Source organism: Azospirillum brasilense (genome assembly GCF_008365405.1).
GTDB classification, from domain to species: domain Bacteria; phylum Pseudomonadota; class Alphaproteobacteria; order Azospirillales; family Azospirillaceae; genus Azospirillum; species Azospirillum brasilense_D.
Map to the genome: position 1 here is coordinate 173340 of NZ_QOKV01000005.1, position 22143 is coordinate 195482.

Consider the following 22143-nt stretch of genomic DNA (forward strand, 5'->3'; position numbering starts at 1 on the left):
ACGCCGCCTCCTCCGTTGTGTTGCCCGACACCTGCGTGGATGACATTGATTTCCCGCCGCCGAGCGGCCTTCAGTGTGATGTAATCTTGTACGCAAATCACGCACGGCGGAGAGCATCATGGCGGTCAGCGGGGATGGCATGGTGGACGGGGAGCACGACGCCCTCGGCGTCGTGTCCGTCGCCGCGCCGTCCGGTGCCGCCGTCGAGGACGCCGCCGTGCAGCGCGCACTGGCCCTGGCGCTCGAGGACGACGACCTCGCGCGGGACGCGCCTGCGCCGCCGCGCCGCCGCCCCTCCATGTTGCCGACGGCGCGAGCCAACGAACCCAGGGCCTGCATCGCGCGCCGGGTCCGGTTGGACGTCGGCCTGGGGCTGCTGCCGCTCGGCGGCACGGCGCCCGCGCGCCTTCAAGGGGCCCGCCGCTTCTGGGACCTCGCCGCGGGCTGGGGCGTGCTGTCGGTGGCGGCCGAGGAGCGCCCAACCGTCGTGGACGAAGACGTGCTGCTGGCCATCCTGCACCTCGCCGTGACTGACCGGGACGCCTTCTCGGTCCGCGTTGTCGGTCCCGCTGACGGCCGGTGGCCGCAGCTGGCCACCCGCCTCGGACACGTCGGCCGCCCCTTGCCGCTGGCCGAAATCCGCCTGCCGCTGGCGGCCACGGGAGCCGGGCTGGCCGATGCGTGCGAGGCAGCCAGGGCTCTGCTGGCGTCCCTGCGGGCCACGGGTGTCGCGCTGCCGCGCACAGGGGCGGCGGAAGCCGTGCAGGCTTCGCTGACGCGCCTGGCGGACGTCCGCGTGAGCTTCGTCACCGACCGGCCCACAGACGGCGAGGAGCCGCATCAGGCGGCCGACGCCCACGCCGTCCGGTACGTGGACGAGGACGGCGTGGTGCACGAGACAACCGCCCGCGCGACGGCGCAGCGGCTGCTCGACGCCCGCCCCGCCGACGGCGGAACATCGCTGGCTCTGTGCTGGCGGCTGGCGCGCAGCCTCACCGACGGGCAGCCGAGCGGGGCGGCCATCATCGACCTTGATGACCGCGCCCTGCTGCCGCCGTCCGCGCGCGGCCTGCACCGCTATCTCTGCTGCGCCGTTCGGCGGCCACAGAGAATGGCGGCGGCCGCGGCCAAGGCGCAGGCGGCCGCGAAAGACCGCCGCGGGCCGCGGGTCCGCCGAGACCCGGGCCAGCCCGCCGTCATCGAGCTCGACCAGCTCGCCGCCGTCGCCCTGGGACCGCCGCCCACTGCGGTCGCTGCGGCGGCCCGCGCCCAGCGCCAGCAGGATCTCCGCAAACGCTCTCCGCAGGCGATCGCCGCCGCCCAGGCCCAGGCCGCCCGCCGCCGCGGCGACCAGCAGGCGGCCGAGGCTTTCGCACAAGCCGCTCAAGCCGCCGCTGACGCCGCCGCCGAGCTCGCCGCCCGCCGTCGGCGGGTCCTTGAGCTCGTCGACCAGATCGACGCCGTCCTCGGCCAAGCGTGGCGGATCACGCGCCCCGCATCCACGGCCGCCGTGCCGAAGGCGGTGATGCCTGGGAAGGGCGCCGCTGCCCGCAAGGCGGGGGCCCGCCAGCCGCTGCTGGCTCCCGCCGTCACCGTCAGCCGCCTCGGCTGACCGAAGCCTTTCCGCAGCCAGCGGGCGACCGGGGCCGCCCCGCCGCCCCGGTCGCCCGCTCCGGGCTCCCCAGCATCCGCTTTCGCCGCGGACTTCGCCCGCCCACTGCGGCCAGCCGGTCCTTCGGCCCGCCGCCCGCGCGGGCCGCATCCGCCGCCCATATGGCGCCCGCCGCCCGGGAGCGTGCTTCGCCGCCACGGCGCGCCCGTGGCCGCCTGAGAGACCAGGGCCGCCGCCCAGGTGGTTCTCTGGGCCGCCGAGCGCCCGTCGCCGCCGACCGCGGCCCTGACGGACGCTGTCGGCCGTCACGCCGCCGAGGCGGACGCGGCCGCCCAGGCGCTCCCAGCCGCCGAAGGACCGCCCCCGCACCGTCTCCGCCGCCGGGCTGGCCGACCTGGCCTCCGCCGTCCGCCGCGTGCGCGGCACCGTCGAGGCCGAGGGTGCGGTCACTATGGCCGTCGTCGACGCCCTGGAGCGGATCACGGCTGGCGGAGACGTGCTTCGGCGTCTGAGTGCAGACAGTAGGTGGGTGGGGTACAAGGAATCCTACGTCAACCAGACGCGCACCCTGATGGACCGTGACAACGCGCGCCGCCGAGCAGGGCCAGTCGCCCCGCTGGGACCTCGACGACGCCGTGGCCGTGCTGGCCAGCACGCGGGCCCGCGCCAGCGCTTGGCCGCCCGACCTCACCGAGGACCAGCCCCATGCCGCTGTCGACCGCTGGCTGGCCGACCACGGCATCACCGCCGCCGAGGACAGCACGCTGCGCCGCATTGAGCCTGCCAACAGCCAGCCCGGCATGCTGCTCGACGGCGGCATCAGAAATCTGACGCGGTGCCGCCCGCATAGCGAGGGCCGCCCGAGGGTCCGCCCGCAGAGCCGCCAGACGCTCCAGGGCCGCCTTGCCAGCCGCGTCCACCACCTTGACGAAGAGGGCTGCCAGCGCGCCGTCCGGCAGCCGCTGAGGGCGCGTCCTGCGTACTACCACAACCGGTTTAGGGTTCCCGGATCATTGGGGGGCGGCCGCCATGGTCACGCCTCCTGGTAGCCGTATCGGGCGTCCCTGGCGGCGCGGCGGGCGGCAGCCGCCATCGCCTGCTCGTCCTCAGACGTCTGCACCCCGAAAATGTAAACGTTGGCGTAGCGGGACGCTGGAGCCTTGAAGTAGGCCTCGCCGACCGGACAACCGGTCACGCGATGGCCGCGCCGCTTGGCCTCGGTCGCGGTGACGAGCTGGATGCCGAACTGGTGCAGGATGGCGATGTAGTTGCTGCGCTCGCCGTCCGACCACACGAACCGATCTCCATCGAGCCCCTCGTCCAGAGTGTCCAGGATCTGCCGCCGGACGTTGAACCGGGCCGTCAGGGCGGACGGCGAGATGCTCACCGCATCACCCCCTTTGGTCTGCACGGGGACCAAGTACAAATCATCAAGCCTGCCGATCGGCTCGCCCACCTGCACCCCGCCGACGGGCTGCACACCGCGCTTCAGCGTCAGCCCCCGCTCGGCGACACCGCGCGCCGTGTGCATGCTCAGCTTCAGCATCGCCAAGGCCCTCGTGTTGACCCGCCGCTCGGCTTCGGTCCAGAAGAACGGCTCGCCCGCAAGACCCATCTCAATCGTCGTCATCAGCGCCCGCACGTGGCCGACCAGGTTCCTGTACTCGACCAGCGTCATGGGGTCCTCCTGCGTTCCAGCGTGACGTCACGCTCCAGCTTAACCGATGTGCGTCACGGGTCGGCCGAGCGCAAGGGCGACTCCTGCATCACCGGGAAATCACGTTCCTGAAAAGCGTTTTGGAACAGGAGCTTCTTCGATGTCTGTCTTCCAAAGTATAATTAATGGGGGCCGAGACCCACTGGACTCCGTGATCCGATGGACTGCTCATGTCCCTGAGGCATTGCCGACAGCCTGCCGATGACACCGGCCCCCGCACGACACCGAAGCCCTTTAAGCGGTGCCGCACTCTGCACCAGCGTCGAATCTCATCCTGGATTAGCGTGGAAAATCCAAGGCTTACGCGATGCATCCTCGACAAGGTATAATATAAGGGGGACCGGGGTTCCGGACGACGTGATCCGATGGACTGCATGTGCCCCTTGGGGATTTATGTCACTCCCCTGGATTGGCCGTTTCCCCCGTTGAGGACGGACCACCGTGGTGCCTCCGCCCTCACGCCGAAGACGACCGTGTCCGCCGTGCCGCTCGCATGCCCTTTGAGCGCGAATACGCGGCCGCTGAGCACGGGTCTGTCCCTGAATGATGTCGGGGCCGTCTTGGAGAGGAATCCCGCTCCTGGATGGCTCCAGCGCCCTCTGCACGGGGTTCTGTTCGCCGAAGGTGGCTCACCGCCTCGGCGCGGAACGCGCCGGTCCCGAAGCGCACGGCCCCACCGACCGAAGCGCCGCTTCGCCCTTGCCGTCGACAAGCACCTGGTCCCGGATGAATCCATCCCTGAAAGTGGGCCGTGTGCCGAGCGCCATGTGGACGGCCGACCATGCGCACCGATGGTCGCGGGACGCGACCCTGCGGCTGGAGGACGGAACTCCCGCGATGGGGCAGGTACACCCATTGGAGGCCGTGAAGCGGCGCGCTCCGCGTGGGGGGCTTCGCCCGGTCCGAGACGGGCGCGCGTCGCGCGCTGCTGTGACCATGCCGCGGGTAACCGGTGCTCTGAGGGTAACGGCCGCGCGACGAGAACAGAATCCCGCCGTCTGAGGGCTGTTGGTGGAGAGCCAGCCTTGTCCAGTCGGCTTTCCACCGGTCGGCTGCGGGGTGGGTAGGATGAGAACGCGGGCGGATCCGATGGTTGGTAGTCACCGGACAGCACCCGGTCGCCGCGACGGCGCCCGTGCACCGACGGCCGCCCCGACGACGGCGACGACCGCGGCAACGCGCTTTTCGTCGGCCTCGCGGAAGGCGGCGCGGCAGCCATCCCGTCCACCTCGTGCTCGAGCGTCTCGTCCCGGAGACCGCGGATGCTCCGGCCGCGGCGGGTCCGGTCGGCGGCGCCGTCGGCGTTGGTGTCGGGGTTAAGCTCGGGCACGGTGCGGACCAGCGCCAGGACCCACCGCCAGTCGTCCGGCGCCACCGCAGCTCCTGTCTCCGCCACGGGAAAGGTCGCGGTGGAGCCGCGCCACAGGACCATGCCGACGTCGGCGAACGCCTGCTCGACGCTGGGGGTCGGTGTCGGCGCGCACGAAGTGCGGGTCCTTCAGCTCGTCAGCACCGTTCAGGATGGCGTCCAGGCCAGGACGTAGGACGCTGCCCCAGGACCGCCTCCGGCGCCGAAGGCAGCGCGCGGTGGCACCCTGGTGAGGGCGCCCAGCGCACGCTCAGGTCCGTGCGCAACCGACATGCCAAGCGCCTCCAAGATCTCGCAAGCTGGAGGGCTACGAAGCGTAAACGGTTGCACCACAGGCCACCCCTGGAGCCTGCGCCGTTCATCGGCTCAGACCGCGGCTTCTGGGCGGCATAGTGGCCCGTTCCAGTGCCGCCAGCAGGTGGGTCAGCGGGTGCAGGCGAGCGTCCTCTGCCGCCAGCGGCTTGATGAGATCAAGGATCTCTTTGGCGTCGGCGGCGGGCAGGTCACGCGCGAGTTCGGTGCCCCGCCCCTTGAGGGCTTCGCCCAGCCCCTCGGCAGCACCGCGGCGCGCGGCGGCCGCGGCCTCGCCGCCCAGGCGGTCGGTCTCGCGCAGGCGCGCCATCAGGATGGCGCTGGTGTCGACCAGCCCGTGCAGGCCGTCCTCGCTGACCAAGCCGCACCGCAAGGATTGGATGGCCTCAGCGACCCGCTGGAGCCCGTGCTCGACCTCGGGCGGAAGCAGGCGTGGCCGCGTCGGCGGCAGGGTCGCGAGCGCTTGGCGCAGCACCGGTGCCGCCGCTTGGTCGATGGCCAGCGGCAGGCGTGTCGGGCGGCCCCGCGTGGCCATGAACAGGCGCAGGGCGCTTGTCGCGCGCTGGGCAGGGCCCGGTGGGCCGTCGGCGCGGCGGTGCCACAGGATCGCCGCAGCGCGCTCCGCCACGGCGATGAGGTGCGGCTCGTTCTGCACGATGCGCAGCGCTTCGGCGATTTCGCCAGCGGCTGCGGGCACGGCGCCTCTGCCCGCGGCCACGGCGCGCTCGACCTGCACGCAGGCCAGCCACAGCGTCTCGGCCGCGTCCTGCCCGACCGCGTGCGCCAGCTGCTCGGCGACGTCGACGGTTACCCGGAGTTCGACCGCCGCCGCGTGCGCGCGCGCACCAACCGCGAACCCTTCCGACTCTTTCCGCCAAGCGCCCCGGTCCACCGCGGCCGCCACGGCATCGGCCTCGTCGAGCCGCGCCAGCGTGTCCGCCGCTCCAGATGGCGAACGCAAGGCCTGCGCCGCCTGGCGCAGGGCCTGGGCGCCCGACGCGGCGATGTTGGCGGCGCGCGCGGCGGCCGCGTCGAAGATGTCCCGGGCCAGGACGCCGTCGCTGCGCCACGAGCTCAGCACGGCACTGGCCAGCGCCTCGGTTTCCAGCTCGGCGCGCGCCGCCGCCGCCTTGGACGTGCGGTCGGCCACGGCGGTGTCGATGCCCAGGCGTTGGAGGATGGCGTCACGGAACGAGCGCGGCAGCAGGCCGTCCGCGATGCGGCCCGCCGCCTGGACGATGGCGCACCGGGCGGCGCTGAGGTCAACCGCGCATCCGACCGTCAGCGTCGAGGCTGCCCAGGGTCGGCGCGGGTCGGTGGACTCCCAACGCGGCAGCGCGGCTCCGGGGACAAGGCGCAGCGGAATGGCGATCGCGTCCAGAAAACGGTGGGCGGGTGCCAGCGACGGATCGCCGAACACCAGCTTGAAACGTTCCCGCGCCTCACCGTCCCTTGCTCCCAGACCAATGCTCATTCCGTCGGCCTCGCCCCGCTTGTTTTCCACCCCCAGAAGAATCGTAGCCCCCGCGCTTGCTGGCTGCAACGCATACGGTCGAAGGCTTTGATGTCCCATCCCCGCTTGGCGGTTCAGGAAGTCGCTGCAAGGAATTCTGCTGCATTGAAGGATTTGTTGCGCGAACTTATCCTCGACAAGGAGAACGGATCCATCGGCCGACGGGAGCGACCCATGACCGACGACACCACGCGCGCCGCCGCGGACGCCCCGAAGAAGCGCTCGCGCCCGCAGAGCCGCCTCGAGAAAGCCAGGGCCGAGGCCCGCCAGAACGCCCCTGCGGCTCCGGTCATGAAGTATCCGGTGCAGTACCTGCGCATTGCGTTCGGCCGCAAGCTCAAGGCGCTCCTGGAGGAGCGCGGTTGGAAGCAGGCCGACCTCGCGAAAGCGTCCGGGCTGCGCCGTGACAGCGTGCACAACTACGTCAACGGCAAGAACGTCGCGGGCGACGACCATTTGAAGAAGATCGCCGACGCCTTCGGCGTGACGACGGACGAGCTCCTGCCAAACCAGGCGATGGTCGAAAGCCGTGGCGCCAAGCAATCCGACCCACGCCAGTTCGAGACTTCGTTCCTGAAGGACGGCAGGCTGTTCCTGCGCTTCGCTCAGCCCGTCACCATGGTGCAGGCGGCCCGCATCCTGGAGGCGCTTGTCGGCGACCAAGCCGAGGCAACCATGTCCGAAATCGCCGCTGAGCGGGACAGACAGCGCTCGGTTCTGGCCGACAACGGTTAGAACACCGCTCAAGGCGAATACTCGGGCGGTTGACAAACAGGACGCATAAGTAAATTGCGCCACTTCCCGTTACACTTTGTTGTGCGGGGCCGCCGTACCCTGGGACATCCGTCAGTTCCAGGAGGGCGCGGTGTCTACGCTGCTGTGGGTTTTGTCGGTTCTGAGCGCCGCGGTCAGCGCCCGGTTGGCCGTAAGCGAGGCGAAGGCTGGCCGTTATCGGCAGCGGGCGTCGAGGACGCCAATTTCCGCCTATCCGAGCAAGGCGGACACTGCGGGGCAGAAGGCCCTGGCCCGCCGCCACGGCTCCCCCGTGCCCAGCACGTACGGCTCGGGCGGGGCGGTGCGGAACTGGCTCGCGCTCGCCGCGATCCTCGCGTGCGTCGGGGCTACCGTTTCCTTGTGAGAGCGACGGCCGCGCTGTCCACCGTGCGGCCACACGGGGGAGATCTGCAATGCTGCTCAACGACACAAGGGAACGCGCGGTCCTGGCGTTGTTCGCCGACGGCCTGACTCTGCCGGACGTCGCCCGCCAGTTGGACGTCGACCACAAGGATCTGCGTGGTGCCCTGCTCGCCCGCGGCCATTCAGTCGCCCTGTGGGCCCCTGGAACCAACGGCCCCGACGCGGTCTTGGTCGCCCACGCCGAGGCGCTCTTCGACCGCGGCGACGTCGTGTGGAGCGAGGCCTCGCTGCACCTGGGCGTGGGCCGCCCCCGCCTGGCCGCGGCTCTGGAACGCGCGGGCAGAAGCGATCTGCTCGAAGCGTGGCGACGCCGTCGGCGCGGCACGCCGCCGTACGACGTGCAAGCCGCCTCCCTGCGCCTCGCAGCCGGTGAGCGCCGCGAAGACGTCGCCGCCGACTTCGGCGTCTCGGTCCGGGTTCTGACCTACCACGTCGCGCAGGCGGGCTATGACCTCGCGCGCCTGCGTTCTCGCGGCTACACGCCCAAGACCGAGCTCATCAGCAAGGCTGAAGCGGGTTGGTCGTTCGAGGCCATCGCCGATCACTACGGCATCCGCGCGACGCGCGTTCGTCAGGCGTTGCGTGAGATGGGCCTGCTCAGGCATTGTCCGTCCCACCGGTCGGCGGGCGCCGACGACCGTTGTCGGAGTCTCCAGTCAGCTGCCGCTTGAGCACCCCCATCGGGTCGGCACCGTCCTCGACGCGGCCAACACCCACGGCAGTGGACAGCGCGGGCACCCGGACGCCGCCTTGGCATGCCGCCTTGGCATGCCGCCATGGTCTGGCGCCAACCCAAAACGCGCGCGTCGACATCGGCTGCGGCGGCGCCGCACTCCCCGTCGGCGCGGCGGATCCGGCACGCGGCCTGTTCGCGTGCGCGGTCAGCCTGATGGTGATGTCCTCGAACAAGACGTCGCCTCGTCAAGTTCGAACCGCTGTCCTCTCACCGCCGTCCGCGGCGTGAGCGTCGAGACAGTTGAATGCTGGACGGTGCCATCGGGAACAGCATCGCCCCCGGGCTGGCCCCGCGCGTTTCCGGAGCGGCCGGTTTCGGCAACCGGCGCTTGTCGGCGACGAGGTCCTCAGGGGCGATGTCAAAGTCATCCGGATAAGCGCGCATAAGAGCATTGGCAATCATGGCCATGATCGTCATGCGATTTTTGTGGGTGAATTCTCGAATCTGCTCGTACAGATACATTGGGCAATCGCAACGGAGATGGCCGACCTCTTCTCTGTCCTTCATCATTCCGCATTTCCTATGCTCAAAGATCAACATCGGACGTGATGTTGATGCGATCATAGGTTGGAGTCAACATGTTTTGTGCGATCTATGATCGTGCTTGACCCCATCGCCGCGGCGGCCCAAGACCATGTGGAACGACACTGTCGACGGGCGCAGCGGGTTCCCTACTCGCTGCCAAACAGGGAACGCTGGGCGGATAGGTCCAGGAAGCGCGCCACGACGCTGGGTTCGCGCTCGATCTCCAGCAAGAGGTTGTACTTAGCATTGCGCTCGAGCATTGCGCTCGCTACGCAACGCCAATCTGGAATAGATCTGGCCGACGCCCAGGCAAAGTCGGCCATGAAGGCACCCTCGACCCGCCGGAGCGGTGTGAAATCACGTAGGCCCAGCCCGCCTGGCGGCACATGCCGATGGCGTCGATCGTCTCAGTGACGGTGCCGATCGGCTTCAGCGTGATGAGCTGGCGGTGGCGCTGCCCTCGGCGATGCCGTGCCGGATGAACGCCGTGTCGGTGTCGAACATGTCGTCACCGACGATCTGCGTCCGGTCTCTCCTGCGCCGTTCTCTGCTCGCGGCAGCCCACCAAGGGGTCCTCGGCCAGCCCGTCCTTGAACGACACGATGGGGTATTTGGCGATCCAGTCCCGGAACAGCGCGGTCATCTCGGCGCTGGGTCGACGTGGTCGCCCTTGACGCGGGCTCCGTTACGATCGCCGCTGGGACACGACCCACGCCGCTCGCCCCGGCGGGCCAATCAACTACCTATAAAGGAATTTCTTGTGAACTCAGCTCTCCTGCTGCATACCCGAAAGTTGCGGCATGCCCTAAAGGCAGAATGAGCCAACGGGCGCAACGGCAAGGGGTGGTACGTGACGACGGCGTCGCTGGATCCAGGTGCTGTGCTCGACAAGACGGACCCTGGCGCTGACACCCAAGCGCGGTTCTCGTACCAGCACTGCTTCGCGGCCCTTCAATGCCTTCGGCTGCTGTCCGGCCAGCTGGAAGCCGTCTACTGCGAGAATCACGAAGACATCCTGCTCCGAAAGCCGGGCGGGACCTACGATGCCCTCCAGGTCAAGACACGCCGCTTCGATCTGGAGCCCTTCAAGGCCACCGACGATGCCGTCAAGAACAGCATCGGCCGCTTTGCCAAACTCGAGAGCGCCTATCCAGCGCGGTTTGACAATTTCCACTTCATCACCAACCACGGGTTTTGGGGTGAGAAGGAGAACGGCAACAACCTCGCCTACATTCGCGCCCAAATCTGCGAGCGTGGCAACCTCGACGGCTTGACCAAGGCGCATCTGCTCAAGAAGTTCGTGTCCGGCCTGTGCGGTGAGCACGGCTGCGACGAGGCACACGTCGTTGCCGCCATGCTCAAGCTGTTTCTTCTCGGTCAGCAAACGGATCTGGAGCGGCCGTATAAGGATCTGCGCGAAAACGTCGGAGATGTCCGGGATTACCGGCGAACGCAGACGTTCCACACCCTCACCAGGGTTGCCGATAACCTCATCTACCTTTGCCAACAAGCCTCCAGCTGCGTTCTCGGTGGCAGCGTCGCGGACCTGTACAGTTTGGTGATGGATTTCGATGCTCAGCGGGACGCCCTGCTGCTGGCGGGCAAGACGATCACCGCGGACCGGGTGGAAGAGGTTATCCGGCAGTCCCTGGTCGAAGGGGCCGACAACCTTCTGGTCTCGTCAGGCGGCGTCTCGGCAGACGCACTTCCGCCAGGGTTCGACGTCATGGTCGAGAAGCTCGAGCACGGTGGCCTCCAGATGGCGCGTGTCGACTCGTTGAAGGACTTCAAGAAGTCCATGGAGACACTGTATGTCAAATGGGTTCACCGCTACGGCCTCGACGAGGCCAACCGGCGTTTGCAGCATCTGAAAACCTTGGTCAGGGACGATTGCGTCGAAGCTCAGCTGTCCGTTGAGCAGCCGGGCCAGAAGTATGCGAGCGCGATGTACACAGCCCTTCGGCAGATGCTGGAAGATCGGCTGCGTACGAGTACCTTGCCGGTGTTCGATTGCGCACGGGAGCACCTGCTTGGTACGGCCGGGATTCTGACCGAGGAGTGTACGGTCTGGTGGAGTGACCGGTTCGATCTGAAGGCTGTCCGATGAGGCTCACGCTCGCCGACATCGTGACCAGCCTCGATCGCGACGAGCCGGTTCACCTGGCCCGCATGCTCGTCCTCCTGCTGGCGTTCAGCAGGCCGGATGACGCGGCGATCCACGGCATCACCAAACTCGCCAAGCTGGATTTCCTGCTCAGGTACCCGTCGTACTTCGAGCGCGCGATGGTCGCCCGCGGGGTGGCGCCCGAGCGCGTGCCGGTGGAGCCTTACGAACGCCGCAGCGTCGAAGCGATGATGGTGCGGTACCGCTTCGGGCCGTGGGACCATCGCTATCGGCGCTTCATCAACATCCTGTCCGCCAAGGGCTTGGCACGGGTCGACACCGACGGCCGCACCGTCCGGCTGTCCTTGACGGCGCGCGGGATGGAGGTTGCGGCCGCGTTGGCGGACGAAGACGCCACCAAGCCGTTGGCGGCCCGTGCCCGCATGCTCCGCCAGAAGATCGACATCGGGGCGACGGACATCATGAAGTTCATCTACGCAACCTTCCCCGAGATCGCGACGCTCGCCTACGACGAGGCCATCACTCCATGAAGCTGCGCTTCGAGTACCTCCAGCTGCGCTGTCGGGCGAGCGTCGAGACGGTTCGCTTCGCCGAGCGGGTCTCGTTCTTCCACGGCGAGATGTCGGCCGGTAAGTCCAGCATACCGGCCCTCATCGACTTCTGTCTGGGCGGCAGGTTCCCGGGCACCCCGGCGCTCAAGCAGGAGCTCGTCTCCGTCGCGTTGCAGGCGCGGATGGACACGAACACCGTGGTCATCGAGCGGGTCGCCCATGACGCCGGTTCGGCGCAGGTTACCTGGCAGAGCGCCGCGGGCGAAACCTACATGGTGTCGGCGCCCATAAAGCCGAGGGCGGAGCCGATCTTCGGCGAGGACGTCTTCAGTTTCAGCGACCTGATCCTCCGGCTCCTGGGGATCCCGGTCGTGAAGGTCCGGCGGCGCACCTACGACAGCGACTCGCCGCTGGTGCGCCTCAGCATCCGTGACATCTTCAAGTTCGTCTATCTCGACCAGGACAACCTCGACTCGGACTTCTTCCTGCTCGACGTGCCGATCCGGAAGGAGAAGAGCCAAGACACCCTGCGGTTCTTCGTCGGTCACCTGAGCGAGCGGCTGAACGAACTCCAGATCACGCTTCAACGCCTGAAGCAGGAGCAGCGCGCCCAACGCGACTCCATCACGAAGGTTCGCGCGTTCCTGGCCCCCTTCGGGTTCGACTCTGAGGAGCGCATTGCCGCGGAGCTGGAGGAGCTGAACGCCGAAGCAAGGCGGATCGAAGAGGAGCTTGCTGCGTTGCGCGCGGGGTATCGGCCGGACACGCGGATCTCCGATGAAAACCGCAGGAGGCTGAAGGAGCTGGCCGCCCAGGTGGCGACCCTTGAGGACGCGATCGACGAGGTCAGCGCCCGCATCGGCGAACAGGAGGCGTTGGCGGCCGAGCTCATGCAGCTCAAGATGAAAGCGGCGCGGGTGGACATTTCCCACCGCGTCCTCGACGGCGTGGAGTTCGAGTGCTGCCCGCGCTGCGGGTCCGGGCTCCCGGCAAAAGCCGAACACACGGACGACGCCTGCTACCTGTGCCACACACCGTCCGGCCAGCAGCCGCGCGGGGAGGCGCTCACCGCGGATGTCGTGCGCCAGGACCTGGATGCGCGTATCGCCGACCTTCAGGACTCGGTGTCGCGGCACCGCAAGTCACTCGGCCCGCTGCAAGCCAAACTGGCGGAGGCACGGCAAGCCCGGCGAGAGGTGGACGTTCGGGTATCGGAATCACTTCAAGGGTATGAATCGGACTTCCTGGCACGGAGCCGTGTTGGCGAGCAGCGGCTTGCCGTCATTCGCGAACGCTCATCGTTCCTGGAGCGTATTCGGGCTCTGCCCGCCGAGATCGCTCGACTCAATGGCCAAGCGGACCTGCTGTCGGCCGACATCGAGGCGGTGCAGCGCAAGCTCGAGGAGGAGGAAGCCAGGCTCGTCGGCGCCGAACAGAACCTGATGAGGCTTGAGGCGAACTACGCGGACGTGCTCGGTGAGATCAAGTTCCCGGCGTTTTCGGCCGACGACCAGGTTGTGCTCGGACGCCGCAACCTGATCCCCGCAGTATGGCCGAAGGGCGACGAAAGCCGGGCCTTCTCCTTCTTCACCGTAGGCAGCGGCGGCAAGAAGATCCTGATGAAGATCGCCTTCGCGCTGGCGCTCCACAAGACGGCCGCGGAGCAGCGCCTGCCGGTTCCACGGGTGCTCATCATCGACTCTCCGATGAAAAACATCACGCCGGACGTGAACCCCGACATCTTCAAGAACTTCTACGCCCACCTGTACGCCCTGCTCGGAAGCGTGCTGGCCGACTGGCAGGTGATCATCGTGGACCAGACCTTCGCGCCGCCACCAGCCGATGTCGCGCCATCCCTGGACCGGATGATGCGTCGGGGCGATCCGGAGAACCCCCCGCTGATCGGCTACTACGACGGTCCCTGACCGCAGGGTATCACCGGAACACTCTGTGCTCTCCGCAGGGGCACTGGGATTCTGTTCGCACCAAGCCCGCCTTGATGCGCTCGGCCACCACCAAGAGCCAAGCGCGTCGCTGGTTTTGCCCACGCCTTTGGAACGGCGACGAGACGATCAACTCGCTGCACCCTGGAGCCTCATGGCTGGTCGCACCAAACACCGCCTCCAGCATATCGGCAACGCGGCACCGCCTGCCCCGCCTTCTGCTGTGTGGCCAGCCTCAGCCCCCGCCTCCCTCGGCTCGGCCGCCCGCTGCCTGAGCCCACTCGGCCAGCGGTAAGAGCAACCCCTGCATCCTGCTCTCCGGGTGGGCTCGCATGGCCTTGAGGAACGGGCCGTCGGCAACGACGACCCGGTTGGCGCCCATCGCGATGGCGAACGCGGCGTAAAGGCAGTCGTACGGCGAGTGGTTCACCGCCAGCCCGATCTCCAGCGCGGCCGTGTGGAGGTTGAGATCCGCCGTGGGCGTCGGGGCCAGGGCGATCATCAGCGCCTTCAACCGGGTCCTCACCTGGTCCGGGGTCATGAGGCCCTTCCGGACTTGCAGCCAGAGGACGTTGGTGGCCTCGTTCAGCCAGAAGTCGGGGACCAACAGATCCTCGTCACTGTCCAGCAGCGCGAGCGCCTGGGGGCTGTCCGGTTCGGGCAGGACCCACTTCAACCCGACCGACGCATCGACGACCAGCGACACGGATCACATACCCTCGTCGGAGCCAGTCAGCTGCTGCATGCGCGACCGCCGGGATTCCCGCAGATCCGCGGCCGCGTCGAAGCTCTGCCCCCGCAGCTCATCCTGGAGCGCGGCAAGCCGCTTGGCGGCCTCAGCCCGGCTCGGCGCCTTCCTGTCGCCCTCGAGAGCCTGCCGGAGGATCTCGCGGTGCTCGGCTTCGGCGGATCGGCCGTTCTCCGCCGCTCGGATCCGCAGCAGCCGGACAAGCCCCTCGTCGAGGCTGCGGACGGTCAAGCTGGCCATGGCGCTCTCCTTGCTTGCATGCGATGCATTGCAATCATTTCGGCTCTGCCCGTCAACCGGGCAAGTGGGTGCGCCACGCGGTTTCGCTAGGTCCGTTCCTGACAGTGTGCACCGCCCGGCGACCCGGGCGGAAGGGGCGCTTCAGGCGGCTACCGGCTCCGTCCGAACCAGAGCGGCCTCGGGCACCCCATGCGTTGGCATCCGGACCGACCATGGGAATGGCGGCATCGCCGAGCGCTCGTACTGGTAGACGAGGAGCTCGGGCAGGTTCCGGTTGTCGTAGGCCCGGCCGAGCCGGAACACGACGCTGTTCGGCGCCGCAACCGTCATGTGGATGCGCCGGACCCCTCGTCCCTCGAGCGCGACCATGGCGGCCAGGAAGTCGGAGACGAGCGCCTGCTGCTTCTCCTCCGACCAGTGGCAATCCGGCCTTCCCTGGGGGAGGTAGATCCGCACCAAGGGCATGTTGCCCGTCGAGAGGCGGAAGCCGGGCTCGTCGAGCTTGTAGGAAACCTCGACCGCGACCGCGACGTCCGCCGTTCCGCGGGGCACGTCATCAAGGCCGTCCAGCTTGAAGCGATCGCCGTCGTCGATACCGTCAAGCGGGCGCCACCGGCCCGGCTCGCGCATCCAGTCCATGATGGTGATCGCGCCCTCGTCGCCGATCAGGAAGCCCGCCAGGAAGGTCATGGGCACCGGGGCGACGCCGCCGTACACGATGGAGACGTCCGCACGGTCGGCGTCGTCAGCGGCTGTTTCAAGGTCGTGCCGGATCAACTTGGTCTTGGCCAGCGCACGTTCCGGGTCCGTCACCCGGCCGTCGTGGACGAACGGGGTCAGGTCAACCGGAATGGCCCGCCGGTGGCCGATCAGGGCTTCGGGCACCGCGTCCCTGAGCGGGCTGTCGGTGCCGCGCAGCAGCCCGCGCTGCTCGATGACCAGCACCCGCTTGCGCGCGTTCGCCCGCCCTTCCCGGACGTCGCGCCAGATCTCCCACACGAGCCCGACCACGAAGGCGAAGACGCCCAGCCAGAACGCGGCGAAGACGAGGAACTCCGGAACCCCGCCAATGGCCTCGAACTTGATGGCCAGGAAGACGTTCGCGTCGGCATACACCAGGTTCAGGCACAGCGCGCCGCCAAGCGCCGCCAGAACGAAATAGGCTCCTGTCCGCATGGTGGTGATCGCGGGCGAGCGGCGGCGTGTCCAATACTCGATGAAACGCCGCACCCCGAAGTCGAGCCATCCAAAGATGGTCCTCAGATAGTAGTTCATGGCCCGCTCGCCCGGTTAAGTCGGACCTGAACAAACCATGGGCGTCCTTACGATTTTCTTAACCACAATCCCTCAATGTGAAGGACCGGCTGGATGGTCGCTCACTGGCCGGGCACAGCGACCCGGAACCGCTTCATGCGCCACACCCAAGCCTTCACGACGTTCCTCACCGCGGTGGTCAACCTGAACGAGGCCCGCATCACGCGGCTCGAGGGCCACGTCGCGGCCATCGAGGATTTCCTGTCGCGCAGCGACTACGGGGCGAGCATCCACGGCTTCAGCCCGCAGGGGTCCTGGGCCCATAAGACCATCATCCGACCGGTCACGAGCGAGGACAGGTTCGATGCCGATCTCGTGATGTTCGTGGAGCCCAGGGCGGACTGGACGCCCAAGCAGCACGTCGAGGATCTGTACCGGGTCTTCCGCGCGTCCGGGTTGTACAAGGACAAGGTCAGCCGGAACACGCGCTGCGTGATGCTGGAATACGCCAAGGACTTCGACCTCGATGTCGTGCCGGTCGTCCGGCGCGAGCCGACGGATTGGGAGAAGCTGCTCGGCAAGGAGACCACCTTCGCCGTCTGCAACCGGCTGACCGACGAGGAGGAGGCGACCGATCCCGAGGCATACACGGCCTGGGTCGGCGAGCTTGACGACGCGACCAGCGGTATGCTGCGCCAGTCGACGCGCCTGCTGAAGTATCTTCGCGACATCAAGGGCACGTTCTCCGTGAAGTCGATCCTGCTCACCACGCTGGTCTGCCAGCGGGCCGAGGAGCGTCTGGCGATCGACAGTTGGAACGACCCTTGGGCGGACCTGCCGACGGCGTTCCGCACGATCCTCAGTGACCTGGACGACTGGCTCCAGGCCCGCCCGATCATGCCCGCGGTCGAGAATCCCAAGGTTCCGGGCGAGACGTTCACCCGGCACTGGGACCAGGAGAAGTACGAGAACTTCCGCAACTGCATTCATCGGTACCGGGAGTGGGTGGACGACGCCTACAATGAGGCTGACGAGCAGAAGAGCCTGAAGAAGTGGCGCGACGTCTTCGGCGATGAGTTCGCGCCCGGCGCCGTCACCGAGTCGGCGACCGTGGCGAAATCCGCGGGCTTCGCCGACGACCGCTCGTTGGTGCTCGCCGCGGCCCAGCATGGCATCGACTTCCTGAAGAGGTTCATGTCCAGGGCTACACACGTCGTGCCCGTTCCCTGGCGGGACGCGCCGAGGCGCATCCCGGTAACGGTGACGGCGACTCTGCACCACGAGGAGGGCGGCGCCGAAGCCGGGCGGCTGCTCAACGGCCAAGTCATCGGCCGCGGCTGGCACATCCGGTTCAGCGCGGCCGTCGGCATGGGCGGCGTGCCGAAGGGCTGGAGGGTCCGCTGGCGCGTGACCAACACCGGTGCGGAGGCGGCGGCGAAGAAGCAGCTGCGCGGTGACCTTGCCAAGTGGAACAAGGGCAGCACCACGCACTGGGAGCACACTGCGTACGTCGGCGTCCATTGGGTGGAGGCCTTCGTCGTCGACACCAAGGGCTGGTGCATTGGACGATCCGAGCCGTTCTTCGTAGTCATCGAGGACCGGCAGGCGTCGGCGGCCTGACCTGGGGTGCTGGCGGCCTGGGAGGATCGACGAAAAGAATGTCGATCCCATTCAAGGGCTTAGCCGACGGTTTCCGGGAGAATCATTGACTCTAAAGGGGACCTCCGCGGACACCGCCACCGTCAGCCGCGCCGACCACGAGCGCCCTGCGGCTTCAGCAGGGCAAAGCACTCGGCCAAGCTGCTTTCGTCGACGCAAGCCTCGATGGGGCGGCGGTTCCGCAGCTGCGGGTTCGTCGAGCGCATCCACAGGTCGGCCTTGGCCCCCAGCACCCGTTCAGCCTCGCGTCGCAGGCGCTCGCGGTGCTGCTCGGCGCGGGCTTGGCGCTCACCCTCGGCAACAAGGCGTGCCAGCTCAATGCGCAGCGCCTTGTAGGCAACGTTGAGCTGGTCGGCCGTCATCATTTCCAGGCTGATGGCGGCCGCGCCGTCCAGCAGACGCAAGGGCGTGTTCAACCACCGCCGTGCCTCCTCCGGGCCCAGAAGCGCAATGGCGCGCTCAGAGAGCTCCTGGAGGCGCTGCGCACCGGCCTGACGGGCGGCCGCCTCCGCCTTCTTGGCCTTCTCCTCATCAGCCAGCCGCCGCTCCTCGCGGCGAAGCTCCCGTTCCTGTTCAAACGGCAGCCCGAGCAGGTTCTCTTCGACGGAGGCACCGGGATCACGCATCCGACGCAACCGCGTCAGGTGACGCCACATCTCCGTGTGCCCCCAGTCTCCCAACGCGGCCATCTCCGCGGGGGAGCGGTCCAACCCCGGGTGCCGAGTGCGCATCCACCGATCCGGGTCGACGCAGTGCCCCTCCGGCAGTTCGGCCAGCAGCGCGACCAGCGTCTTCCGCAGGCTGGCCACCCGCCCCCGCTCGGCGGCAAGCTCCTTGAGGCGTTTACGGGCGTGCTCGAGCGTGTGCTGGTAGTCAGCGATCGACCACCGCCACCGGATGTGATGGAGCAGGTTGGACGTCTTCAGCGTCTCCAGATAGGACTCAATGGCTTCATAGGGCGACCGGAACCCGGGGAGTTGCTCCCGCACCGCCTGCGCCAAGTCCTCGCTGAGGAAGCCGGTGAACTCCCGCCGGACCAGACCAGCATCACGCAGCACCTTCAGGACCTCTTTGGTCTGGAAGCCCAGCTGGACGCAGATGTTCTCGGTGAGCAGGAAGGCGCTCACCACAACCGACTGCCACGCGGCGTCGCCGACGGCGAAACAGGCGCCGCCGTTCACCGGCACACCGACGAAGCGTTCGAGCCCGGCATCGCGGATCCGGGCGGTGTACGGCGCGGTCGCCAGGGTGCTGGCGGGCCTGTCACCGGCCTGCCGGTACGCCGAGGCGAGCCGCTGCACGTCGGCGTTCCGCCTAGCCTCCCGGCGCTGCCGGGCGCGCTCCTGGCGCGCCCTCTCGTCCGCTTCTCGGCGTTGGGCGGCGGCCCTCAGTTCGGCGGTAGCCTCGTCCCCGTACCGGTTGAACAGCCACTTGCGCGGGGCCGAGTAGAGGATAGCGTCCTCCACCTCTTCCTTCGGCGCGTCGTGCGCTACCCGCCCCAAGTCGATCTCGATGGCGGCCAGCTGGCGCTCGCGGATGAGCGCGATCTTCTTCGCCCCGCAGAAGTGCGTGACGGCGACCTCAACGAGGAGTTCATGATCGCCCCTGCGCGCGATCAGGTCCGGCCGCATGCCGTCCATTCCCTTCTCGAGCACCACGCTGTCGGGGCGGAACAGCGCCTCGCGGCGGACGAGGCGTTCCTGGTCGGCGTGCTGGACCTTCACCGCGGGGGTGGCGACTATGCGGTGCTCGGCGATCACCTGCTTCGCCAGCTTGTGCAGGGCGCTTTCGGTGCCGCCGGAGCAGTTGGTCACCGTGTAGTGGGCGAAGTGGTGCGCAAGGCCCTCGCCCTTGTGGGCGACCAGCTTGCTGTCGCACTCCGGGCAGGCGCAGCCACACGCCAGCCCGGATGGCACTTCTGAGATGTGCAGGATGCGTCCGTCCGCCGCCTGACCGTAGGCCAGCAGCACCTCGCCGCGGCGGCGTCCCGGGGTGCTGGGGTCAGCGCGGGCAGGACAGGTGAGCATCGTTTGCGTTCAGTCGAAAATCCTGAGTTCTAGGTCATGAACATCCAGCCGGGGGAACCAGAGCAGCCGAGGTGAAATCTGCCCGCACCAGATGCCTGGAACCCACCCTCGGCTAGGCTCCCCAGCAATTATGATCATCATAGGGCGGTCGATCCGGGCATCCCTATGTCCTGCAATATTCGCCAGCACACGCCGGTCATCCGAACTCATGCGCGGCGTTACATCATTCGGATGCGAGTGCCAATCGCCGAGGTAAATGTCGCGCCGCCCGCTATGCTGGTAAATGTCGGCAATCCGCTGTTCCTGGTAAGCATAATCGGGTTGAAAATGGGTGCGGCTATGAATGGCATTGGGCCCAGGGCCGATGTAGCTTGTGACAACATAGCTTTTGTCATTCAGGTAGCCCATCAGCGCGCCGCCGGTTTCCAGCGGATACTGGCGGTTGGCTTCGGTCGTCATGGCGTCTAGGACCGTAGATGGGGTCCAGGCTATCCCGTGCACGAGCATTCATCATTCCGCGGAATGCTGCCGGTTCGCCAACTTGGCACGCCGAAGCCCTCGTCGAACGACAGGATCGCATAGCCCGATTCCGGCCGAGGCTGCCGGTCATCAAGAGCCCGAACAATCACGCGAACGGCTTGCAGGCTCACCTCGACCAAGTCAAACGACGCCCCAGTGAAGGTGGGATGGTTGCACCCCGGCGGGAGGATCTCCCCGTTGTCCGCGAACGGCGGTTCGGCAATGGTTTTGTCGGTGTAGAGGGCGTGCTGCAAGCATCGCCAGCAGCCCTGTCCGTCTCCGGGCATGAAGCGCGCAACGATGCCGCCACAGGCGCCAGGGGTAGCCGAAGCGTAGATGAAAGGGATGCCCCGCGCGCGCGCCCAGTCCGACAGGAAATGCTGAACGCCGACCTCCGCGGTCGCGTCGAAGATCACGTCGACGCCGTCCAGCAGTTTTTCAAAGAGCTGGATTTCCCCTTCCTTCGGATACTTGTCGTCTGCATCGGGAGTGGCACCAATCACCATGCGATGGCCAACAACATTGGCGTGCATCCAGTTGGCGGCGATGTGGCGCACCAGGGCGCCGGTCTTGTTCTGACCGTACACCGACCGGCCGAGCGGCCACCGCACCGTTGGTCCGGGGTCGACGATGTCAGGGTCGAACAGCCGAAGTTCACCGATTCCGGCCTTCGCCAGTTCCAGGGCAATGGGCCCCCCAACGGCGCCGCAGCCGAACAGCGCAACGGTCCGGCCGCGCAGAATGGACGTGGCGGGCACCCGTGCGCCGAGATCTGACTGGCCCACCCGGACAGCTCGGATCCGATGGATGGAGGGCTTCGTCTTGGCGTTGGGACGCTTCAGCATGAAGAATTGCCAGCCTTGTCCGGCTACGCCGGGACGGATCTCCTCATCAAAGGCAATGGCCGTGAAGGCCACCTCGACGACCTCGCCGTCACGGCCAAACCTGCGCCATTTGGCCTTACCCAGGACTGGATGATCGACGACCAAGCGACGGTACTGTTCTTGAGGACTGGCTTCAAAGGCTGGGCGGGCAACTCTGGCAAACGGAACCTCGACGGTAGCAGACAGGTCCCGCGGTTTTGGAAGGCGCCAACGCGCAATTTCTCCCCTTGCCCCCGAAACCTTCGTCACCAACCCCTGCAAGGCAAAATTCTCTTCATCGGGGACCTTCAGGGAGATCGCGACGGTCAAGGTCCCGCCCACGATCTCGGCGCCCACGCGCCAGTCGCCGTCGACCATTACGTACGACGGGTCGGCATACTCGAAGTAGTTGGAAAGGACCTCGGCGTCCTCCTCCTCCTTGACCGGCCGGGGCCCAGACGGGGGCTCTGCTCCTTCCACCGGCGGTTGGTCGGCCAGGAGATCCGGCAGCCAGCGGGTCAGATGGGCCGCCAGCGTCGTTTCCGGCTCCCAGAGCTGCGTCCTTGGACCGAGCAAACACAGACTTTTACCGAACGGGTCTTGGTGTCGTTCAAACGAGACATTCGGCGCTTCAACGCGCGGACGGAAGTAGGGGTAAAGACCAGGGAAAACGGCCCTCAGCCGCAGTTCCCCGGTCTCCAGCGGGTAGTCGAGGTCGAGCGCGAGCACGCCCTTCCTTTCCGCGTCCTCATCAACGCGGTAGGCGATGCCAGCCCGATCGAGCGCCGCAAGCTCTGCCTCACGGCGCCCTGGGTAAAGGTGCCACCAAGCCTTCATCCGACCTGCCGCGGCTTCGGGGGCACAGGCGGGTTCGCCGGGCCAGGAGGGCGGTTGTCAGGGGGGCCAGGCGGAACGTTCGGGTGGTCTGGTTTGGTAGGATGATCCGGCTTGTTCGGGTGATCCTTCCCAGGGTTCTGGCTCATAATGAGTACCTCATAATCGGTAGACTGCGGACATGTGGCATCCGGAAAGCTGAATTTCAACAGGCTGCGCTAAACTGCTGATCGCGCCTTCTGCCGGAAGACGCACCGACGGGCGATTCATAGAGTTACCCGTGTGCTGGTCATCTATGTGTCCGACCAAGACAGCTTCAGAATGAGGGCGTCCGTTTTGCCGGACGCATGGAAAAGCGCTTGGTAGCACGAGCTACCGGCGTAGAAGGGCTGTGATGCA

General features: G+C 67.5%; 21 protein-coding genes. 9 read left to right on the forward strand and 12 right to left on the reverse strand.

What is annotated here, in order from left to right; translation table 11 throughout:
• Positions 1 to 118: 118 nt before the first annotated feature.
• Complete coding sequence (locus DS837_RS11140; protein WP_149164798.1) at positions 119 to 1612, forward strand: hypothetical protein; 1494 nt, start codon at positions 119 to 121, stop codon at positions 1610 to 1612.
• Between the two features lie 578 nt (positions 1613 to 2190).
• Complete coding sequence (locus DS837_RS11145) at positions 2191 to 2661, forward strand: hypothetical protein (RefSeq protein ID WP_149164799.1); 471 nt, start codon at positions 2191 to 2193, stop codon at positions 2659 to 2661.
• On the opposite strand, the gene DS837_RS11150 is transcribed toward DS837_RS11145, so the two are convergent.
• Positions 2646 to 3290, reverse strand: coding sequence for a hypothetical protein (locus DS837_RS11150; RefSeq protein WP_149164800.1), 645 nt, complete (start codon positions 3288 to 3290; stop codon positions 2646 to 2648). The genes DS837_RS11145 and DS837_RS11150 overlap by 16 nt on opposite strands.
• Positions 3291 to 5056: 1766 nt before the next feature.
• Positions 5057 to 6484 (reverse strand): hypothetical protein, encoded by a 1428-nt coding sequence (locus DS837_RS11155; protein WP_149164801.1) that lies wholly within the window; start codon positions 6482 to 6484, stop codon positions 5057 to 5059.
• A 213-nt stretch (positions 6485 to 6697) separates the two neighbouring features.
• On the opposite strand from DS837_RS11155, the gene DS837_RS11160 reads away from it, so the two are divergent.
• The 3 genes from DS837_RS11160 (at position 6698) to DS837_RS11170 (ending at position 8391) form a co-directional block, all read left to right on the forward strand.
• Positions 6698 to 7258 carry a helix-turn-helix domain-containing protein gene (locus tag DS837_RS11160; RefSeq protein WP_170295820.1) on the forward strand — a complete coding sequence of 187 codons (561 nt, stop codon included), beginning with the start codon at positions 6698 to 6700 and terminating at the stop codon, positions 7256 to 7258.
• Between the two features lie 130 nt (positions 7259 to 7388).
• Entirely contained in the window at positions 7389 to 7661 is a 273-nt protein-coding gene (locus tag DS837_RS11165; RefSeq protein ID WP_149164803.1) for a hypothetical protein, read from the forward strand.
• 49 nt (positions 7662 to 7710) lie between these two features.
• Complete coding sequence (locus tag DS837_RS11170; RefSeq protein ID WP_149164804.1) at positions 7711 to 8391, forward strand: hypothetical protein; 681 nt, start codon at positions 7711 to 7713, stop codon at positions 8389 to 8391.
• Positions 8392 to 8663: 272 nt separating this feature from the next.
• Here DS837_RS11170 and DS837_RS11175 read toward each other — a convergent pair whose 3' ends face one another.
• The 4 genes from DS837_RS11175 to DS837_RS33065 form a co-directional block, all read right to left on the reverse strand.
• The gene (locus DS837_RS11175) at positions 8664 to 8966 is read right to left on the reverse strand and encodes a hypothetical protein (protein WP_149164805.1); all 303 of its coding nucleotides are present in this window, start codon (positions 8964 to 8966) and stop codon (positions 8664 to 8666) included.
• 161 nt (positions 8967 to 9127) lie between these two features.
• Positions 9128 to 9304: a hypothetical protein gene (locus DS837_RS32040; protein ID WP_170295821.1), complete on the reverse strand. Its 177-nt coding sequence runs from the start codon at positions 9302 to 9304 to the stop codon at positions 9128 to 9130.
• Complete coding sequence (locus tag DS837_RS33315; protein ID WP_149164908.1) at positions 9250 to 9420, reverse strand: hypothetical protein; 171 nt, start codon at positions 9418 to 9420, stop codon at positions 9250 to 9252. The genes DS837_RS32040 and DS837_RS33315 overlap by 55 nt, the downstream gene beginning before the upstream one ends.
• Before the next feature lie 69 nt (positions 9421 to 9489).
• Positions 9490 to 9624, reverse strand: a complete 135-nt coding sequence (locus tag DS837_RS33065; RefSeq protein ID WP_282187565.1) for a hypothetical protein — start codon at positions 9622 to 9624, stop codon at positions 9490 to 9492.
• 207 nt (positions 9625 to 9831) lie between these two features.
• Here DS837_RS33065 and DS837_RS11185 point away from each other — a divergent pair, with 207 nt between their 5' ends.
• The 3 genes from DS837_RS11185 to DS837_RS11195 are packed head-to-tail and all read left to right on the forward strand — an operon-like array spanning position 9832 to position 13582.
• Positions 9832 to 11088, forward strand: a complete 1257-nt coding sequence (locus DS837_RS11185; protein WP_149164806.1) for a dsDNA nuclease domain-containing protein — start codon at positions 9832 to 9834, stop codon at positions 11086 to 11088.
• Positions 11085 to 11636 carry a hypothetical protein gene (locus DS837_RS11190; RefSeq protein ID WP_149164807.1) on the forward strand — a complete coding sequence of 184 codons (552 nt, stop codon included), beginning with the start codon at positions 11085 to 11087 and terminating at the stop codon, positions 11634 to 11636. Before DS837_RS11185 ends, DS837_RS11190 begins: the two co-directional genes overlap by 4 nt.
• A complete protein-coding gene (locus DS837_RS11195) occupies positions 11633 to 13582 on the forward strand; it encodes an AAA family ATPase (protein ID WP_149164808.1) in 1950 nt (649 codons plus the stop codon). The genes DS837_RS11190 and DS837_RS11195 overlap by 4 nt, the downstream gene beginning before the upstream one ends.
• Before the next feature lie 253 nt (positions 13583 to 13835).
• On the opposite strand, the gene DS837_RS11200 is transcribed toward DS837_RS11195, so the two are convergent.
• The 3 genes from DS837_RS11200 to DS837_RS11210 all read right to left on the reverse strand — a co-directional run bounded on the left by DS837_RS11200 (position 13836) and on the right by DS837_RS11210 (position 15863).
• On the reverse strand, positions 13836 to 14306 hold the full coding sequence (locus DS837_RS11200) for a type II toxin-antitoxin system VapC family toxin (protein ID WP_149164809.1): 471 nt from the start codon (positions 14304 to 14306) through the stop codon (positions 13836 to 13838).
• A gap of 3 nt (positions 14307 to 14309) precedes the next feature.
• A complete protein-coding gene (locus tag DS837_RS32370) occupies positions 14310 to 14588 on the reverse strand; it encodes a FitA-like ribbon-helix-helix domain-containing protein (RefSeq protein WP_208852260.1) in 279 nt (92 codons plus the stop codon).
• A gap of 141 nt (positions 14589 to 14729) precedes the next feature.
• Positions 14730 to 15863, reverse strand: a complete 1134-nt coding sequence (locus DS837_RS11210) for an SAVED domain-containing protein (protein WP_149164810.1) — start codon at positions 15861 to 15863, stop codon at positions 14730 to 14732.
• 135 nt (positions 15864 to 15998) lie between these two features.
• On the opposite strand from DS837_RS11210, the gene DS837_RS11215 reads away from it, so the two are divergent.
• Positions 15999 to 17462, forward strand: a complete 1464-nt coding sequence (locus tag DS837_RS11215; protein WP_149164811.1) for an SMODS domain-containing nucleotidyltransferase — start codon at positions 15999 to 16001, stop codon at positions 17460 to 17462.
• A gap of 122 nt (positions 17463 to 17584) precedes the next feature.
• On the opposite strand, the gene DS837_RS11220 is transcribed toward DS837_RS11215, so the two are convergent.
• The 3 genes from DS837_RS11220 to DS837_RS11230 all read right to left on the reverse strand — a co-directional run bounded on the left by DS837_RS11220 (position 17585) and on the right by DS837_RS11230 (position 21639).
• Entirely contained in the window at positions 17585 to 19471 is a 1887-nt protein-coding gene (locus DS837_RS11220; RefSeq protein WP_149164812.1) for a DUF2384 domain-containing protein, read from the reverse strand.
• Between the two features lie 66 nt (positions 19472 to 19537).
• Positions 19538 to 20035, reverse strand: a complete 498-nt coding sequence (locus DS837_RS11225) for a M67 family metallopeptidase (RefSeq protein ID WP_149164813.1) — start codon at positions 20033 to 20035, stop codon at positions 19538 to 19540.
• A complete protein-coding gene (locus DS837_RS11230; protein ID WP_247889871.1) occupies positions 20017 to 21639 on the reverse strand; it encodes a ThiF family adenylyltransferase in 1623 nt (540 codons plus the stop codon). The genes DS837_RS11225 and DS837_RS11230 overlap by 19 nt, the downstream gene beginning before the upstream one ends.
• Between the last annotated feature and the right edge of the window lie 504 nt (positions 21640 to 22143).

Bases quoted from the DNA above. Each gene is read 5' to 3' on its own strand.
- DS837_RS11215 (WP_149164811.1), top strand. From the start codon at position 15,999: ATGCGCCACACCCAAGCCTTCACGACGTTCCTCACCGCGGTGGTCAAC.
- DS837_RS11225 (WP_149164813.1), bottom strand. From the start codon at position 20,035: ATGCTCGTGCACGGGATAGCCTGGACCCCATCTACGGTCCTAGACGCC.
- DS837_RS11210 (WP_149164810.1), bottom strand. From the start codon at position 15,863: ATGAACTACTATCTGAGGACCATCTTTGGATGGCTCGACTTCGGGGTG.
- DS837_RS11140 (WP_149164798.1), top strand. From the start codon at position 119: ATGGCGGTCAGCGGGGATGGCATGGTGGACGGGGAGCACGACGCCCTC.
- DS837_RS11175 (WP_149164805.1), bottom strand. From the start codon at position 8,966: ATGATGAAGGACAGAGAAGAGGTCGGCCATCTCCGTTGCGATTGCCCA.
- DS837_RS11155 (WP_149164801.1), bottom strand. From the start codon at position 6,484: ATGAGCATTGGTCTGGGAGCAAGGGACGGTGAGGCGCGGGAACGTTTC.
- DS837_RS11190 (WP_149164807.1), top strand. From the start codon at position 11,085: ATGAGGCTCACGCTCGCCGACATCGTGACCAGCCTCGATCGCGACGAG.
- DS837_RS32370 (WP_208852260.1), bottom strand. From the start codon at position 14,588: ATGGCCAGCTTGACCGTCCGCAGCCTCGACGAGGGGCTTGTCCGGCTG.
- DS837_RS11150 (WP_149164800.1), bottom strand. From the start codon at position 3,290: ATGACGCTGGTCGAGTACAGGAACCTGGTCGGCCACGTGCGGGCGCTG.
- DS837_RS33065 (WP_282187565.1), bottom strand. From the start codon at position 9,624: ATGACCGCGCTGTTCCGGGACTGGATCGCCAAATACCCCATCGTGTCG.
- DS837_RS11160 (WP_170295820.1), top strand. From the start codon at position 6,698: ATGACCGACGACACCACGCGCGCCGCCGCGGACGCCCCGAAGAAGCGC.
- DS837_RS11170 (WP_149164804.1), top strand. From the start codon at position 7,711: ATGCTGCTCAACGACACAAGGGAACGCGCGGTCCTGGCGTTGTTCGCC.
- DS837_RS32040 (WP_170295821.1), bottom strand. From the start codon at position 9,304: ATGGCCGACTTTGCCTGGGCGTCGGCCAGATCTATTCCAGATTGGCGT.
- DS837_RS11195 (WP_149164808.1), top strand. From the start codon at position 11,633: ATGAAGCTGCGCTTCGAGTACCTCCAGCTGCGCTGTCGGGCGAGCGTC.